The sequence below is a fragment of the Bacteroides luti genome (assembly GCF_900128905.1).
Lineage (GTDB): Bacteria > Bacteroidota > Bacteroidia > Bacteroidales > Bacteroidaceae > Bacteroides > Bacteroides luti.
In genome coordinates, this window is sequence record NZ_FQTV01000024.1 from 1 (window position 1) to 16,716 (window position 16,716).

13 protein-coding genes are annotated in these 16,716 nt (G+C 38.4%); 6 read left to right on the forward strand and 7 right to left on the reverse strand.

Annotation, left to right across the window (positions count from 1 at the left end; translation table 11 throughout):
- Window positions 1–80: 80 nt before the first annotated feature.
- Complete coding sequence (locus tag BUC21_RS15545; RefSeq protein WP_262483237.1) at window positions 81–824, forward strand: DMT family transporter; 744 nt, start codon at window positions 81–83, stop codon at window positions 822–824.
- Between the two features lie 124 nt (window positions 825–948).
- On the opposite strand, the gene BUC21_RS15550 is transcribed toward BUC21_RS15545, so the two are convergent.
- Together BUC21_RS15550 and BUC21_RS15555 are read right to left on the reverse strand one after the other, a co-directional pair.
- Entirely contained in the window at window positions 949–2,127 is a 1,179-nt protein-coding gene (locus BUC21_RS15550; RefSeq protein ID WP_073404114.1) for an acyltransferase family protein, read from the reverse strand.
- 530 nt (window positions 2,128–2,657) lie between these two features.
- Window positions 2,658–3,437: a class I SAM-dependent methyltransferase gene (locus BUC21_RS15555; protein ID WP_073404116.1), complete on the reverse strand. Its 780-nt coding sequence runs from the start codon at window positions 3,435–3,437 to the stop codon at window positions 2,658–2,660.
- Between the two features lie 462 nt (window positions 3,438–3,899).
- Here BUC21_RS15555 and BUC21_RS15560 point away from each other — a divergent pair, with 462 nt between their 5' ends.
- Window positions 3,900–6,617: a transglutaminase-like domain-containing protein gene (locus BUC21_RS15560; RefSeq protein WP_073404118.1), complete on the forward strand. Its 2,718-nt coding sequence runs from the start codon at window positions 3,900–3,902 to the stop codon at window positions 6,615–6,617.
- A gap of 115 nt (window positions 6,618–6,732) precedes the next feature.
- On the opposite strand, the gene BUC21_RS15565 is transcribed toward BUC21_RS15560, so the two are convergent.
- A complete protein-coding gene (locus BUC21_RS15565) occupies window positions 6,733–7,239 on the reverse strand; it encodes a nitroreductase family protein (RefSeq protein WP_073404120.1) in 507 nt (168 codons plus the stop codon).
- Between the two features lie 72 nt (window positions 7,240–7,311).
- Window positions 7,312–8,061 (reverse strand): copper homeostasis protein CutC, encoded by a 750-nt coding sequence (locus BUC21_RS15570; protein ID WP_073404151.1) that lies wholly within the window; start codon window positions 8,059–8,061, stop codon window positions 7,312–7,314.
- Window positions 8,062–8,326: 265 nt separating this feature from the next.
- On the opposite strand from BUC21_RS15570, the gene BUC21_RS15575 reads away from it, so the two are divergent.
- Complete coding sequence (locus tag BUC21_RS15575; protein ID WP_073404122.1) at window positions 8,327–8,716, forward strand: HU family DNA-binding protein; 390 nt, start codon at window positions 8,327–8,329, stop codon at window positions 8,714–8,716.
- Window positions 8,717–8,810: 94 nt separating this feature from the next.
- Window positions 8,811–10,181 (forward strand): Fic family protein, encoded by a 1,371-nt coding sequence (locus tag BUC21_RS15580; RefSeq protein ID WP_073404124.1) that lies wholly within the window; start codon window positions 8,811–8,813, stop codon window positions 10,179–10,181.
- Between the two features lie 108 nt (window positions 10,182–10,289).
- Here the strand turns inward: BUC21_RS15580 and BUC21_RS15585 are convergent, their stop codons facing one another.
- The gene (locus BUC21_RS15585) at window positions 10,290–11,771 is read right to left on the reverse strand and encodes a catalase (protein ID WP_073404153.1); all 1,482 of its coding nucleotides are present in this window, start codon (window positions 11,769–11,771) and stop codon (window positions 10,290–10,292) included.
- A gap of 129 nt (window positions 11,772–11,900) precedes the next feature.
- Between BUC21_RS15585 and BUC21_RS15590 the strand changes: the two genes are divergently transcribed.
- Window positions 11,901–12,899, forward strand: coding sequence for a M28 family metallopeptidase (locus BUC21_RS15590; protein ID WP_073404126.1), 999 nt, complete (start codon window positions 11,901–11,903; stop codon window positions 12,897–12,899).
- A gap of 13 nt (window positions 12,900–12,912) precedes the next feature.
- On the opposite strand, the gene BUC21_RS15595 is transcribed toward BUC21_RS15590, so the two are convergent.
- Both BUC21_RS15595 and BUC21_RS15600 read right to left on the reverse strand, forming a co-directional pair.
- The gene (locus tag BUC21_RS15595; protein WP_083547732.1) at window positions 12,913–14,217 is read right to left on the reverse strand and encodes an MFS transporter; all 1,305 of its coding nucleotides are present in this window, start codon (window positions 14,215–14,217) and stop codon (window positions 12,913–12,915) included.
- Between the two features lie 192 nt (window positions 14,218–14,409).
- A complete protein-coding gene (locus BUC21_RS15600; protein WP_073404128.1) occupies window positions 14,410–15,003 on the reverse strand; it encodes a rhomboid family intramembrane serine protease in 594 nt (197 codons plus the stop codon).
- A 385-nt stretch (window positions 15,004–15,388) separates the two neighbouring features.
- On the opposite strand from BUC21_RS15600, the gene BUC21_RS15605 reads away from it, so the two are divergent.
- A complete protein-coding gene (locus BUC21_RS15605) occupies window positions 15,389–16,366 on the forward strand; it encodes a metallophosphoesterase family protein (RefSeq protein ID WP_073404130.1) in 978 nt (325 codons plus the stop codon).
- Window positions 16,367–16,716: the final 350 nt, after the last annotated feature.

A 16,716-nucleotide genomic window follows, 5' to 3' on the forward strand; every position in this document is an offset into this window, starting at 1 on the left:
TTATATTATACAAAAAACTTGAAGAAGTTTTGTTTTATCAGAGTTCTTTAGGAACTATAACGATACGTCCTTTCAACTAAATTGCAAAAGAACCGTTTTGGTTATCGCTTTCCGGATTCGTGGGTTATGTACTGGGAGATTATTGCTTGTTCAACTCTTATGTTCTAATAGGTTCCCGTTTCGGACAGTTGTTTATGACGCTTGCTCCTCCGGCAGCTGCCATATCTGGCTGGATTATACTGGGTGAGAAACTTCCTTTAAATGCATGGATTGGTATGATGGTTACTCTGTGTGGTATAGGCATGTCTGTTCTTAGTAAAGGAACTTCTCACAAATTTGGATTAAAGTTACCATTGAAAGGTATTCTGCTGGGAATAGGTGCAGGAGTAGGGCAGGGAGTAGGACTTGTGCTAAGCAAAGTGGGGATGAACCATTACAAAATGTCGGTACCTGCAACAGATATAAATCATTTTATGACTCTGCTTCCTTTTGCTTCCACTTTTATACGTGCCATAACCGGTATGTTGGGGTACTTTGTTATTATGTGGCTTAGAAAGGAGTTGTATACAATGCCTATTGCATTCCGTAATGGAAAAGGTATGAATGCCGCTTTATGGGCGACCATCTTCGGACCATTTATCGGAGTTTCTGTTTCTTTAATGGCCGTTCAATATACAGAAGCCGGAATCGCATCTACATTAATGGCACTTACGCCAATCTTTATATTATGGCCTTCACATCTTATTTTTAAGCAGAAAGTTACAATAAGAGAAATAATAGGAGCTATAATAAGTGTGCTGGGGGTATCGTTATTCTTTATATAAGATCTGGAATATTGCCTTTACTATACTTTAAAGATGTATTTCCGAGTATGCAAATACCTGGAAATTTATATTTTAATCCCCATATTTTCAGTGATGAACCGAATATATGGGGATTATTGAATGGCTATCGTTCTTTTTTCTTATTTAAGAAACGCTTTGCCAGATATTTGCGTATCGGTTCATCGTACAATTTCAGGCAGGTATAAGCTAACAATACATTCCACGCCATTACAGCCAAAGACATAGCCCAGGTTTCGCCAAACGTATAGAGCCTATTTTTGATGAGCCATGCATAGAATAAGTACATGAACGGATAATGTACTACATATAGTGGAAAAGAAATATCACCCAGGAACTTGCATATATTTGTTGATATCTTATCGGTAGTAACACCCGATGCGCCCAACCATACCAGAATAGGAAAAACGATGATGATACAGAATGATTCATAAACACCGTTCATGCAAACTGGTTCAATAGTTCCGATAAAAGGTACCGAGAATAAAGCCACCAATACAGCCGAGCAAATCCAGAAAGCGCCTCTTATCTTTACCGGCTGGAAAACGCGCGATAAGAACATACCCATAGTAAACGGGAAAAGCATACGCAACGAACCGCCCAGGAAATTCACACTATCCAACGTCCAACCCACACCAATGCTTCCATAAGTAGAAATATTACAGGTGGCAAACCATGTCAAGGCAATGCCCAACACCGCAGTCAACAACCCCAATGCCTTAGTAGACAAACGGCGGATGAACAAAGCATAAAGGATATTACCAATATATTCAAAGAACAGCGACCAGTAGGGTCCGTTCAACGGAAACATTTCACCGTTGCCGCGTATTTCGTAACCTGCTCCTGGAACAGCAGGGATGAAGAACATAGTACAAAGCAAAGCGAGCATAGTAAGAGAAGTTGCAATTTGTGTACCGTTCCACTGCACGCTGCCTTGAAGACAGAATGTGATTACACCTAAAATGGCACCCATTACCACCATTGGGTGAAGACGAATTAAACGGCGCTTGAAGAATTCTTTCATGGTAAAACCTTTGTTCCAATGGTCATCGTAAGCATAGCCGATAACGAAACCGGAAAGAATAAAGAAGAAATCTACAGCCAGGTATCCGTGATTGAGGTTTTTGACGAGGCCATTGCCCGCACCATTGACAGTTTCGGCAAAACCAAAACCTTCATTTACATGGTACCAAATAACTAAAAGGGCTGCCACACCACGTAATCCGTCTAAGAGGTTATAATGAGGCTTGGTGTCTGCAAATGCAGCTGAAGAAATTTTTGACATCTGTTTTTGATTAGAGTTAATATTATCTTAGACGCAAATTATTGTTTGCAGAAATAACTTCTTTTCTTGTCTGATATTAGCGATAATGTTTTTCATTGAAGAAGAAAACGGTTTTTCCTATAGCTGCAAAGTTATGAAATTTGTCTGATTAAAAACGATTTCATGGTATTTAAACTTATTTGCAAAGCTTCTGCATCTTACAAAAAGCGTAGTAAAGACAAAGGAACGAGAGCTGACTCAAGTGAAATGAATAGATTATAGTATATTATGATAAGCTTTCCTTTGTCAAAATACCAATATTATATTAATTAGAAGATGCACTTTTGTCTGAATAAGTATCTGGTAATTAGATGTGAAATACTTTTTAACTCGCATCTCTCCATTTTTTGGAAAAGATGTAAGGACGTTTTATGACAATACGTTTTACTTATTTAGTTAAACACTTGATTATTAGCTGCGGAAAAATTAGTTCTACCCCCTATAATAACAGAAAATAGCATGTGTTTTTCCGCAGCTCAGAGATTTGCTTTTCAGCTTCCCTTCTTCTTTCCTATATAGAACACGTACCCGTAATATTCTTTGTACTTGTTATAAATATCGATTTCTTCTGTTAGTCTTTCCAGGAAATCCTCTACGGCTTTATTACCTTTATATAATAGTGCATATTCTTCTATACGTTTTGCCATAAGATCGTAGAAGTTTTCTTTCCAGCAACGATCCGGTAAAATGAAATGAGCCATTGGAGTGTATCCTGCATCCTGCATAATCTTAATGTTTGCAGAGATGGTATCAATTTCCGGATAATTGGCGTGCCAGAAATTCTCTATTTCAGGCGGGCGTTCGTTTGTAAACCATGAAGCTTCGCTTACCGCAATCATTCCGTTATCCTTCAGATACTTTCTCCATTGGGTAAGTCCATTCTTGAATCCGACAATAAAGATAGAGCTTTCTGCCCATATCAAATCGAGCTCTTTTTCTTTAAAAGGCATATTATCCATGGATGTAATGAGTGTTTCTACTCTCTCTTCAAGATGATATTGACTGATTTTAGCTTCTACTCCTTCAATCATTTCCGGACTAATATCTAAAGCTATGATTTTGCTTTCGGTATTTTGCGCAAGCACTAAAGTCTGCGTGCCTGTTCCGCAACCAATATCTACAATCTTTGAATCTTTTGAAAGGCCATTAATGAAGTTTAAAGCCATTTTAGTCTCTTCGTCACCGCCGGGACCTTGTCTTTTCATTTTTGAAAAGAAATCAAAGATTAACTTCATGTCGAAGTCTGCTACTAATTTAAAATCTTCTTCCATAGTTCAGCTATTTAATTTGGATTATAATTTATTTGTTGCTTAATACTAAAACAAATATTTCCGAAATGTTATCCAATAAATTTATTCAGGAAAACAAATTACCGGTAAAATTGTTGTTTAGAAGATAAAGTATATTCTCCTCGTTTTAAAGTAACATAAAAATCTGGACCGGGAATTATCTTATCAGATAAATTGAATCTTCTGTTTTTCAGAATAAAAAAGAAAAAATATGTTCATCCCTCACTCCCTCACTAATTTTAATAACTTGTTGGTTTATAGCTTTCTGATGAGTGATGGATTGTTTTTTATCCCTCACTGAACCCTCACAAAAAGGCGTCATCCATCACTCTTTTGTTTTTAATTGCAATTATTTATATGTTGTACTTAAATAAGAAGTTTAAAAAATAATGGCGCTTTAAATAAAATGCTATCTTTGCCCTCAAAATTTAACCGTTACATTTTATGAGTAGAATCAATACATTATTTGCCGGTTTAGTAATTACGTTTTTGGGTATGTCATGCTCAAATACACACTTTATCAGCAATGAAAAGTATCGGGCAACAGTAGATAAAACTTTTGCCGAAAAGAAAGCAGCGATGCCAAATGGCGGATTGTTTAATGTATTCAATAGCAAACTCTCTTTGCAGGAAAAAGAGGCTATGAAGTTTCTGTATGCCTATATGTCTTTGGCAGATATCTCTGATTATCCCGACACTTTCTTTTTGAAAGATGTGCGTTTGTCATTCAAGGCAAAGCAAGAAATGCCCTGGGGAAAAGAGATAAGCGAAGAGTTGTTCCGTCATTTTGTGCTTCCACAACGAATAAATAATGAAACGCTTGACAATTCACGCGAAGTATTTTATGGTGAGCTGAAAGACAGGGTAAAGAATCTTTCTCTTTACGAAGCTATTCTTGAAGTAAACCATTGGTGCCACGAAAAGGTTGTTTATACTCCTTCCGATTCCCGAACCAGTTCTCCGCTGGCTTCTGTGCGCACAGCTTATGGACGTTGCGGCGAAGAATCTACATTCCTGGTTGCAGCTCTTCGTTCTGTTGGTATTCCAGCTCGTCAGGTTTACACTCCGCGTTGGGCGCATACCGACGATAATCATGCATGGGTAGAAGCATGGGCAAATGGAAAATGGTATTTCCTTGGTGCCTGCGAACCCGAACCAGTTCTTAATGTAGCCTGGTTTACAGCTCCTGCCAAGCGTGGAATGCTGATGCACACTAATGTATTCGGACTTTATACCGGCAAAGAGGAGATTATGACTGTAACTCCGAACTTCACCGAAATTAATGTGATTGATAATTATGCACCGGTAGATCGTATTGATGTAACTGTGCTTGATGAAAATAAGAAACCGGTTGAAGGTGCAGCCGTTGAATATAAGCTGTACAACTACGGTGAGTTTTATTCTGTAGCTAAAAAGCAGAGCGATAAAGAAGGAAAATCGTTCCTTTCATCCGGTAAAGGTGATATTATTGTGTGGGCTTCTAAAGATGGAATCTTTGATTTCCGCAAGGTATCTGTAGGTAAAGATCACACTTTGACACTTACTCTAGATAAAAAGACAGGAAATTTAAGTGATGAAGATCTGGCTGCAGTCAAAGAAATGGCTATGGATATTGTTCCGCCGGTTGAGTTACCGGTTGAGGTAAACGTAAGTAAGGAACAACGTGCAGCAAACAATATTCGTCTGGCTAAGGAAGATTCCATACGTAACAGTTACATTGGTACATTTATTGATGAATCAAGTATAAAAGAGGTAGCTTCAAAACTGGCTATTGATACGGTACGCACCAAGAAACTGTTTGTTGCTTCTCGCGGTAACTGGCGCGAAATAGAAAAATTCCTGCTTTCTACTACAACTGAAAACCGTGAAAAGGCTCTTAAATTGCTGGAAGTTATTTCTGCAAAGGATTTACGTGATACACCTGCCGATGTACTTACTGATCATCTACTTTACACTGTAGCAGGAGAAGGGGATGTTTACAATCAGAACGTGCTGAATCCTCGCGTTGCTAATGAATTCCTTACAACCTATAAAAAGGAATTCCAGAAAGAGATTCCGGCTACTCTTGCCGATGAATTAAGAAAAGACCCGAAAGTATTGGTTGACTGGTGTCGTAGCAACATTACAATTAAGGAGGAATTAAACTCTAACCGCTTGTTTATGTCGCCACTTGGTGTGTGGAAATCTCGTGTAACCGACAGCCGTTCAAGAAAAGTTTTCTTCGTAACCGTGCTTCGCAGTCTAGGTGTACCTTCACGCATCGAGCTGATGACCGGTAAACTGCAATATTTCTTCAATAACACATGGAATGATGTTAATTTTGAAAAAACAGAAACAGGAAATGCTCCCTACGGATTCGTTAATGCTTCTTATACTCCAATCAGTTCTTTGAATGATCCGCTTTATTACAAGCATTTCTCTATTTCTAAAATTGAAGGTGGCAGAACACATCTGCTGGAATTTGATGAAGAAAATGAAAGCTCATGGAGCACAATTTTCAGCAAACCACTGAAACTGGATGCTGGTCAATATCTCATGGTAACAGGTAGCCGTATGGCAGATGGAAGTGTGCTGAGCAATCTTACATTCTTTAATGTAGAAGCCGGAAAAACAACCAATGTTGAACTAAAAATGCGCGAAAGCAGCAGTCAGGTTCAGGTTTTAGGCAGCTTTAATTCTGAAGCAACATTTATTGATGCAAAAACCGGTAAGGAACAAAGTATACTGAATGCCAACGGTAGAGGTTACTATATCGTGGCTTTGGTTAAGAATAATCACGAGCCTACTAACCATGCTCTAAGAGATATTGCCGCAGTTAAGAAGCAATTGGAAGAATGGGGCAAGCAAATTATTATTCTTTTCTCTGACGAAGACGAACTGAAAGCATTCAATCCAAAGGCTTATGGTGATCTACCAAAGAATGTCACTTTCGGAATTGATAAGGATGGTGCTGTTTTGCATCAGGTAAAAGAGGGAACTGAAGTTATACGCCGTGGCGAATTACCTCTGATTATTGTTGGAGACACCTTTAATCGTGTAGTATTTGCTTCGCAAGGTTACCGCATTGCTTTGGGAGAACAGTTGGTAAAAGTTATCAGTCAGATACAGGCCGGCAATACAAAAGAAGGTACTGCCTGTACTCCAACATCCTGTACCCATTAATAGAGTTTGTTCAAGAAAACTATAAATTAAGACACAATTGAGAACGCCCAGCTTTACATTTGCAAATGTAGAGTTGGGCGTTTCCTATTTATGTTTTATCAGAAATAAACAGCAATTATAGATATCTGACTGTTTCTAACAGATTCTTCCGACTGGCATGCATAGCACTTGGCTCTGACGTGTGAAAAGGATAGCCCAGGGGAAGAAAAGCAACCGGAATAATATTGCTCGGTAAAGCAAACTCACTCTTTGTTATTTCTGCATTAAAAGATCCCACCCAAACAGTTCCCAGTCCTAGTTCAGTAGCTTCCAGCATCATGTGTGTTCCTACAATAGTTGGGTCTATGGAGCCAAATCTATCATTCTGTCCAAACCAACTTTCGTCTTCGTCATAGCATAGCAGCAAAATAATTGGAGCGTTGAAACTGTATCTGGTACACTTTTTCACCTTCTCACGAGCGTCTTTACTTTGGATTACATAAATCCGTTGAGGCTGATTGTTATGGGCAGTAGGCGCTACTCTTCCAGCTTCTAGAATTTTATTTATTTTCTCTTCTTCAACCGGTTCGTCACTATAAACTCTAACCGAATATCTTTCTTTGGCAAGTTCTAGAAAATCCATAATGTTTAATTATTAAATTGTTTTTCCTGAAAAAGATTTATTCTATTAATTAATAATCCCTACTGAGAACTATTACTGGATATTCAGACTGTTTAGTGTCTGACGTACACGTTCGGCAGAAGTACGAGGTTCGGCATATTCGTCTACCTGCACCGTTCCACCCATGGAAACCTTCGGATTGCGGTAAGTCATGCCGCTGGCAATATTTTCACGTGCAGAAAGGTGAAACTCATTTGCACCTGTTTCCTGAGCAATCTTCAGAATATTCTTTTCATTAATTCCACATCCCGGCAGAATGATGATTCGTCCGGCAGCCTTCTCTACAAGTTCCTTCAGAAGAGGAATGCCTGCTTCGGCAGTTGGCATTTGTCCCGAAGTAAGAATACGGTTGCATCCCAAATTGATAATCTCTTCCAAAGCCTTCATTGGGTCAATGCACATATCGAAAGCCCGGTGGAAAGTAACCGACATTCCATTGGCACACTTTACCAACCGTTCTGTAACTCTCTGATCAATTTCGCCTTCCGCTGTAAGGCAACCAATAACCACACCATTGGCACCGCAATCTTTCGCCACAGCAATATCACGTTCCATTACACGGATCTCTTCTAGAGAATAAAGGAAATCTCCTGCACGTGGGCGAATAATAACGTGGATAGGAATTTCGAGCAATTCGCGGGTCACAGCAATAGTTCCCTGAGACGGAGTAGTACCACCTTCGGGAATGCCGGCACACAGTTCCACACGCTTCGCGCCTCCCTTTTGTGCTTCCACGCAACTAGCCACAGAATTGGCACATATTTCAATTTTTATTTCTTTCATCATTGGTTATGTTATAGTTAGACTGATTAGTTGATTGTATACAAAAATAAGGAGTTTAAGGCTATATCCCAAGTTTTCCGGTATAAAAGTTGTCTACTTGTATAGTTGTAATTATTTATCTATCTTTATAGCTTTAAATTATGACCCGGGTCATAAGTGAGTTTACACCCGGGTCTAAAATATTTTAGACCCCCGTCTCAATATCCTTTAGACCCGGGTCTAAATTAAAATGTCTCATGAATAAACGAAAAAACAAACTAATATTATGGCATACAAATACTGCGTGCGCAAAAAAACAGACAAGAGTCAGGGTGAAGAACAAGTAAAATACTATGCAGTTCCTCTTTCGTCGGGAACTATCGGAACAAATGAGTTGGCAGAAAACATAGCCGGTAGGTGTACACTCAGGCCGGGAGATGTCCATGCTACCATTGTTGAACTAATGTACACCATCGAACAGGAACTTCACCAAGGCAATAAAGTCTGCCTGGAAGGTATAGGCATCTTCAGTCTTTCTGCTAGCAGTGAGGGATTTGATAAGCCCGAAGATTGTACTCCCAGTAAAGTGAAGGCTAAGCGTATTTGCTTTTTGGCGGATAAAAAGCTGAAAAAGAATTTGAAATTTGTGAAGTTTGAGAAAGATAGGAGAGGGTAAAGGGTAAATCCTGTCGTACTATCTATAAAAATACCTAGTAGAATATAAATAATGAATTTGAATAATTCTTATATTTGTAATAAACTTACATCGCATGAATAGAATTGAGCAATTATACAATGAATGGATTTCTTTGCAGCCTCTGAAGCCTGAAGATAAAAAACGATTAGACGAAAAGTTTCGTCTGGAGTTTAATTACAATTCGAATCATATAGAGGGAAATACCTTGACTTACGGACAGACTAAGCTTCTGCTTATTTTTGGCGATACCACAGGTAATGCAAAATTACAGGATTACGAAGAAATGAGAGCTCATGATGTTGGCTTTAATATAACCACTCAGGAAGCTAAAGATATAGAACGTCCGTTATCGGAAGCTTTTATTCGTGAACTGAACAAAACAATACTGGTACGTCCATTTTGGAAAGATGCTGTAACAGATGCTGGACAGCCAACAAGAATGGAAGTAAAAATAGGTGAGTATAAATCACGTCCTAACCATGTACAAACGGCTACTGGAGAAATCTTTTATTATGCAACTCCGGAGGAGACGCCTATTATGATGAAAGAACTTGTGGAATGGTATAATGATGAGGCGGACAAAAAGCAACTTTCACCTATTGAATTGGCGGCATTGCTCCATTATCGCTATATCCGCATTCATCCGTTTGAAGATGGTAACGGACGCATTGCCCGTTTACTTGTAAATTATGTTTTGATTAGAAATAACTATCCTCCAATTATTATTCAAAGTAAAGATAAAGATAACTATTTACGGATATTGCATCAGTGTGATGTTGAAGTAGGATTGACTGCTTCTGACGGGGCTTCCGCCACGATTGATGGCATTAGGCCTTTTGTAGAGTATATGAATGATCGATTAGAGCATGCACTTACTCTTTCGGTAAAGGCTGTGAAAGGAGAAAGCATTGAAGAGGAAGACGATTTCGCCAAACAGTTGACTCTTTTACAGCGTAGATTAAAGTATAGTAACACAAAACCGGAATTTAGTGAAGAACAAGTCTGGAATGTATTGGAACATTTTTATTTCCCATTTACTGAAAAGTTAGAACAAAGCATAAGTGCTACTAAGAGTTTTTTTTATAATTCAATGTCTGGGAATTATCTTTCAAAAAATGGAATTAGAAATGGGGCTTTACATTTGAATTTTATTCAAAGAGACACTTCCAGTTATCAAATATTGGATTACATACGTAATGCAAAAGCTATGATATTTCATTATCAGCTGACTTCCCCAAAAGACCTTAGGATGGGGGATTTATTACTGAATTTAGATTTAAAGGTTGAATTCGAAAAAGATGGATATACTGTAAGCTGTTTAAATGATAGAAAGTTTGAATATGAACAATATCCTTCACAAGAAGAATTAGATGCTGCAATAGCACAATATAAAGCTGATATTTTGAATAAAATAGAAAATGCTGTTAGAAATATTAATCAGTAATATTTAATTGTTAGAGTGTAAATAGTAAGAAAATAGTAATTTATTTAATACAAGAAAAGCTGTTTGGTAATCTAAAACAGCTTTTCTTGTATTAAATATCAAATATGCTTATTCCATCTTCTGCTTTTCCACTTCAACAAGAACTGCCTTTAACTCAATCCCTAGCTGAGAAGCAATGCCTTTTCCGCAGTTCTCGTCGGCCTGATAAAAACGGGCAATGGCACGAACCTTAATATTATCGGGAACACCTTCCATTGCTGCTGCTACATTTTTATGGATACGTTCTTTTTCGTCGGCCGGAACCAAACGATATAAATCTCCCGGCTGAGTATAGTAATCCTTATCTTCACGATGATTGTAGTTGTACGTTTCTCCTTCCAGAGGTAAACCGGGTTCGATGTAAGTTTTATCTTCTTTTGGTCCACCAAAACTGCTGGGCTCATAATTTACTTCTCCACCATGGTTATCATCAAAACGCATAGTGCCATCGTGATGATAGTTGTGGAACGGACAGCGCGGAGCATTAACCGGCAGACTTCCGGAATTAACTCCTAGTCGGTAACGTTGGGCATCGGCATAAGCAAACAATCTGCCTTGCAACATTTTGTCGGGCGAATATCCGATGCCCGGAACAACATTGGCCGGATTGAAAGCAGCCTGTTCTACTGTGGCAAAATAATTTTCGGGATTCTTATTCAATTTCATAATACCAACATCAATGAGCGGATAATCTTTCTGACTCCATACTTTAGTCAAATCGAACGGATTGAACCGATAGGTTTTTGCTTCGGCTTCCGTCATAATCTGCACGCACATTCTCCATTTCGGAAAATTACCGGCTTCAATATGATTAAACAGGTCGCGCTGTGAATATTCGCGGTCGTGAGCAACAATTTTAGCCGCTTCTTCATTGGTGAAATTTGCAATGCCTTGCATTGACTTAAAATGGAATTTCACCCAGAAACGTTCATTCTTAGCATTGTAAAAGCTGAACGTATGACTACCAAAACCATGCATCTGACGAAGATTCTTTGGAATACCTCGATCGCTCATTAAGATCATAACCTGATGAAGCGATTCGGGAGAAAGACTCCAGAAATCCCATGCGGCAGTGTTGCTTCGCAGATTAGTTTTCGGATCTCTTTTTTGTGTATGAATAAAATCGGGAAACTTCAACGGATCACGAATAAAAAAGACAGGAGTATTATTTCCTACCAAATCCCAGTTGCCTTCTTCGGTATAGAATTTAATGGCAAATCCGCGCACATCTCTTTCTGTGTCGGCAGCTCCGCGTTCTCCTGCTACCGTAGAAAAGCGAAGGAATAAGTCGGTCTCTTTACCAACCTTCGAGAATATGGCAGCTTTGGTGTATTTAGTAATATCGTTTGTAATAGTCAGCGTTCCAAAAGCACCCGATCCTTTAGCGTGGACAACTCTTTCCGGAATACGTTCACGATTAAAATGTGCAAGCTTTTCCATATACCATGCATTCTGCATTAATGCTGGTCCGTGCGGACCTGCTGTCTGAATGTTCTGATTATCGCCAATAGGCGCACCAGCTTCGGTTGTAAGTTTTTTCTTTTCTTCCATAATATTGTATCGATTGGTTTTTTCTGGCATATGAAATTTGAAGATGTATCTTATTTAAAACAAAACTAAAACAACGAAAGTTCATCTATAAAATTCTTATCTTTGCATGGATCAATAAACAATAAGTGAATGAAAAAAATAATAATAGCTGCTCTTCTTATTGCAGCAAATCTTTCTGTATTAGCGCAGAAGCCAATAGAAAAAGGATTGCAGAGTATTTCTGAACAATCGGCAAAAGCAAGTATCAACTTTCTTGCATCTGATGAATTGGAAGGACGCGAAGCAGGAAGTCGTGGTGGCAGAGTTGCCGGAGAATATATTGTTTCTATGCTAAGAATGATGAATCTCTCTCCATTGGGCGACTCATATTACCAGCCTTTTGAAGCTTGCCACAACCAGGTAGCGCAGAAAGGAAAATGGCAGGTGCATCCCGATTCCATTGCTCAATTAAAGAAAGGTGTGTACAAGCATTTACAACTCAACAATATCCTTGCAAAGATTGAAGGCAAACGGACTGACGAGTATGTTATCGTCGGTGCGCATTATGATCATTTAGGAATAGATCCTACTTTAGCGGGCGACTGCATTTATAACGGTGCGGATGATAATGCTTCGGGCGTATCGGCTGTATTGCAATTGGCAAAAGCATTTCTGGCAAGTGGTCAGCAACCAGAACGAACAATAATCTTTGCATTCTGGGATGGTGAAGAAAAGGGTTTGCTTGGCTCTAGCTATTTTGTGCAAAACTGTTCGTTTATTAACTCCGTTAAAGGTTATCTCAATTATGATATGATTGGTCGTAACTCAAATGAGGCAAAACCTCAATTGGTGGACTATTTTTATACGGAAGCAAACGCAGCGTTTGGTGAATGGCTGAAGAATGATATCAAAAAGTACAAGCTGAAACTGGAACCAATCTACCATCCTTGGGATAAACCAGTAGGAGGTAGCGATAACGGATCTTTTGCCAAAGCAGGTGTTCCTATTATCTGGTATCACACTAATGCTCATCCTGATTATCATCAGCCAAGCGATCATGCATCACGCATCAACTGGGAGAAAGTTGTCGAGATTACCAAAGCATCTTTTCTGAATTTATGGAATCTGGCTAACGAAAAGAGTTATTGATTTGTCAGTTTCTTTATTTGTTTGCAGCATTGTCAATTATGCCAAGCTGAATATAAATTGGTCGGACTAGCTTAATAAACAAGGGAAGCTTTTGGGCAAAAACAAGTGCTCCGATTACGCATGCAATACCACCGATTAATAGTGTGGCCGGTGCACCAATCATACTGGCCATACTTCCCGCAAGAAAACTTCCTATTGGGGCTGTTCCCATAAACGCCATGGTGTAAAAGCTCATCACTCTTCCCCGTTTGTCGTTATCGGATATGGTTTGCAGAATGGTATTGCTGCAGGCCGTTTGCATCATCATGCCAACTCCTGTAATGATCATTAATATTATGGAGAGGGGAAATGAGCTTGATAATGAGAAGCTGACAAGTCCGAGACCAAAGACAACAGCTGCTAGAGGTATAATCTTTTCCAGTCCTACAACACTTTTTCTGGATGCAAGATAGGCTGCACCTATTAGCGCTCCCACGCCAGAAGCTCCCATTAAAAAACCAAATATATGAGAACCGCCATGAAATATATCTTTGGCGAAAATTGGCATAAGTACGGAAAATGGCATTCCCATCAGGCTGATTAAAGTCAGTAAAATAATAATAGATCGGATAGGAGGAAAACCAAAGGTATAAGTGAAACCTTCCTTGAATTCCTTGATAATATTCGTGTCTTTTGTCTTCTTCTCCTGTGGTTTTACTTTCATTAAAAGAAGAGATATCACAACGAAGATATAGCTTATACCATTGATAAGGAAGCAGGCTCCTTCTCCCAGAGAAGCAATCAGAACACCCGCAATGGAAGGGCCAACTAATCTTGCACCGTTAAACATGGACGAATTTAAAGCAACGGCATTTCCTATGTCATTTTTATCTTCCACCATCTCTATCACAAATGATTGGCGCGCCGGGGTGTCAAAAGCATTGATGCATCCCTGGATTACGCTTAGCAAAAGTACATTCCATACTTCTATTGTATTTGTGAAGAAAAGCAGAGCCAATGCCAGCGCCTGAATCATGGAAAGAATCTGGGATACAATCATTATGTGATAGCGATTCAGTCTGTCGGTTAGCACTCCGGCAAAAGGAGCCAGAATAAAAGTTGGTATTTGTCCGGCAAAACCTACAAATCCCAATAAGAAAGCAGAACCTGTTAGCCGATAAACCAACCAGGGAATAGCGATTCTTTGTACCCATGTTCCGATTAACGAAAGACTCTGACCACTGAAAAAGAGACGATAATTTCTATAGCGCAGGGAACGAAAGATACCTTTTAATCCATCAAACTTTCCTACTTCAAACTTATATAGAAATCTTTTCATTGGTAGTGTTCTTTCAGTTATGCGAGTGCTGAAATCTCTTATTTAAATTGCTGTTTCTGATCCTGTATATCATTCTGGCCAGCTTTACAAAATTAGTATAATGCAGAGTTCCCTCCAAATTTTGCAGGTAGTTGTTATCTTATAAATTGTGAAGATTCCAACTTGATAATGCAAACAGAAAAATCATTTTTATCAGAAATTAGATAGAAAAGCATATAACAGTCTTGGTTCAAGAAGCAATGGATAAATTATTCCGTAAACTGCACCATAGAAGTGGGCGTTGTGATTGATGTTTCCTCCTCCTTTTTTATTCATGTACTGGCAGTACACAAGGTATAGCGGACCAAACAGAATGCCCGGTATAGGGATAATGGCAAATAAGAGTATTGTCCCGAATGGATTGAAAAAGATGGAGGTAAACAGTACTGCAGATATGGCTCCCGATGCACCTACGGAGTTGTAATACGGATCGTTTTTGTGCTTAATAAGATCGTAAAGCGAAGCAACAATCATTCCTCCGAAATAAAGTCCAAGAAAACCACTTGTTCCAAACCCCAGAACTTCAAAACCTTGCTCAATATAGGTCCCGAACGACCAGAAAGTGAACATATTCACTAGCAAGTGAGTTGTGTCGGCATGTACAAATCCGTGTGTAATTAAGCGATGCCACTCATTGTTCTTTATTGTACGGTAAGGATTAAAAGCCAATTTATAGAATAGCTCCTGGTTATTGAAACACAGGTATGAGATTATAGCCGTAACGCCAATAATGATGTAGGTTATCATTTAAATTCGTTTTTTTTTAGTTTATCCGCAAATGTAGTAAACATTTCTTTTACCTTATCATCTCTTTCTCTTTCAGTTTGCAATAATTTGTTAAAAACTTCTTAATTTATCCGACATTGTTTTGAAACATAAGTGTCGTTTCTTTGTGCGGACTATTTCAATAAGCCGACAATGACTTTTGGTGATATTCCTTATTCTGGAGCTTTGAAAGGGAAAAATGTTGCAAATAACACTCTGGTTGTGAAACTCTGGATATTTTTTCAAAGGGATATTGTAGGAACTTAAAACTGCAAATGAAATTCTTTCAAAAGAATCGGATAATTAGTCGGGAGATATTATCTTTGGAGGAGATATAACCAAATAACGAAAAAAATAAAATAAATAAATGAAGAAAGTACAGATTTTATTGGTCGTGATATTGCAAGCACTATTATTACCCTTATTTGCTCAGCCTCCGAAATTAAAGTTTAATAACAACCGGTTTAAGATTGTTCAGTTTACTGATATACACTGGAATAGTGATAGCAAATACAAAGTAAAAAACGATAGTACGGAAATGATGATGCGGCAGGTTATTAAAACGGAGAAGCCTGATCTTGTAATAATTACCGGCGATATTTCTGTGTCGAAAGGAGCTAAGGCTGGGTGGGAGCAGGTTACTCGTCCGATGACTGATCTGAAAGTTCCTTTTGCTGTAACATTTGGTAATCATGATACCGAAAGCGATATGCCAAAACGTGAGGTCCTGAAGTATCTTCAGAAGAATCCTCATAATGTAACTCAGGATTCAGGTAATGGAATAGATGGTATTGGAAACAGTTCCCTGGCGGTAAAATCCTCTGAAAGCGATAAAGATTCATGGCTTATCTATCTTTTCGATTCTCACGCATACACCAATGATTCAACTATGGGACATTATGACTGGATTAAGAAAACTCAGATAGACTGGTACGTTGATCAAAGTAATAAGTTTGCAAAAAAGAATAGAGAAGTATTGCCTGCTCTGGCATTTTTCCATATTCCTCTTCCTGAATATGAATATGTAAGGAATCAGAAGAATACTTTGGGTAATCATTCGGAAGAAGTCTGCTCTCCGCGAATTAATAGTGGACTTTTTTGGGCATTCCTTCAGCAAAAAGATGTAATGGCTACTTTTGTGGGACACGATCATAATGATGATTTTATAGGGTCATTAGCCAATATTCATTTAGCCTACGGTCGAAAATCCGGATATGTTTCTGCTTATAAAGAAATTCTGGATAGAGGTGCAAGAGTAATAGAACTTCATGAAAAAGAAAAAGAGGTAAAAACATATATCCGAACCCTGAAGGGAATTTTATTGGAATGTATTTTTAAGAAATAAAATGATATAACCTTTGTATTTACAGTTTCGCCTGATGAATGGCGAATAATTTGTAGAGAGTGTCCGTGAGGTTGCTCTCTTTGTTTTTTACGTGCGGGCAACTATATGTTTTTTTTGTTTTCTTACGGGGTGTTACAAAATTGCCCGCACTTAATAATCAATATGTTATCTTAAAAAATAAAATAGTAAGACGGAAAATAACATCAGCTTTTCTTGTTTTGAGATTGATTTTCGAGTTAAAATGTGTTTAATGCTTCTTTCTCAGTAGTTTAATTTTGTTGAAATCATGCCCATAAACCATTTTTATGTTATGCCAACTCTTAATTTCTGTACTCGATATAGATTTATTA

What these genes read in the sequence shown, in the direction of transcription:
- BUC21_RS15550 (WP_073404114.1), bottom strand. Translation starts at nt 2,127, where the DNA reads ATGTCAAAAATTTCTTCAGCTGCATTTGCAGACACCAAGCCTCATTAT.
- BUC21_RS15555 (WP_073404116.1), bottom strand. Translation starts at nt 3,437, where the DNA reads ATGGAAGAAGATTTTAAATTAGTAGCAGACTTCGACATGAAGTTAATC.
- BUC21_RS15560 (WP_073404118.1), top strand. Translation starts at nt 3,900, where the DNA reads ATGAGTAGAATCAATACATTATTTGCCGGTTTAGTAATTACGTTTTTG.
- BUC21_RS15565 (WP_073404120.1), bottom strand. Translation starts at nt 7,239, where the DNA reads ATGGATTTTCTAGAACTTGCCAAAGAAAGATATTCGGTTAGAGTTTAT.
- BUC21_RS15570 (WP_073404151.1), bottom strand. Translation starts at nt 8,061, where the DNA reads ATGAAAGAAATAAAAATTGAAATATGTGCCAATTCTGTGGCTAGTTGC.
- BUC21_RS15575 (WP_073404122.1), top strand. Translation starts at nt 8,327, where the DNA reads ATGGCATACAAATACTGCGTGCGCAAAAAAACAGACAAGAGTCAGGGT.
- BUC21_RS15580 (WP_073404124.1), top strand. Translation starts at nt 8,811, where the DNA reads ATGAATAGAATTGAGCAATTATACAATGAATGGATTTCTTTGCAGCCT.
- BUC21_RS15585 (WP_073404153.1), bottom strand. Translation starts at nt 11,771, where the DNA reads ATGGAAGAAAAGAAAAAACTTACAACCGAAGCTGGTGCGCCTATTGGC.
- BUC21_RS15590 (WP_073404126.1), top strand. Translation starts at nt 11,901, where the DNA reads ATGAAAAAAATAATAATAGCTGCTCTTCTTATTGCAGCAAATCTTTCT.
- BUC21_RS15595 (WP_083547732.1), bottom strand. Translation starts at nt 14,217, where the DNA reads ATGAAAAGATTTCTATATAAGTTTGAAGTAGGAAAGTTTGATGGATTA.
- BUC21_RS15600 (WP_073404128.1), bottom strand. Translation starts at nt 15,003, where the DNA reads ATGATAACCTACATCATTATTGGCGTTACGGCTATAATCTCATACCTG.
- BUC21_RS15605 (WP_073404130.1), top strand. Translation starts at nt 15,389, where the DNA reads ATGAAGAAAGTACAGATTTTATTGGTCGTGATATTGCAAGCACTATTA.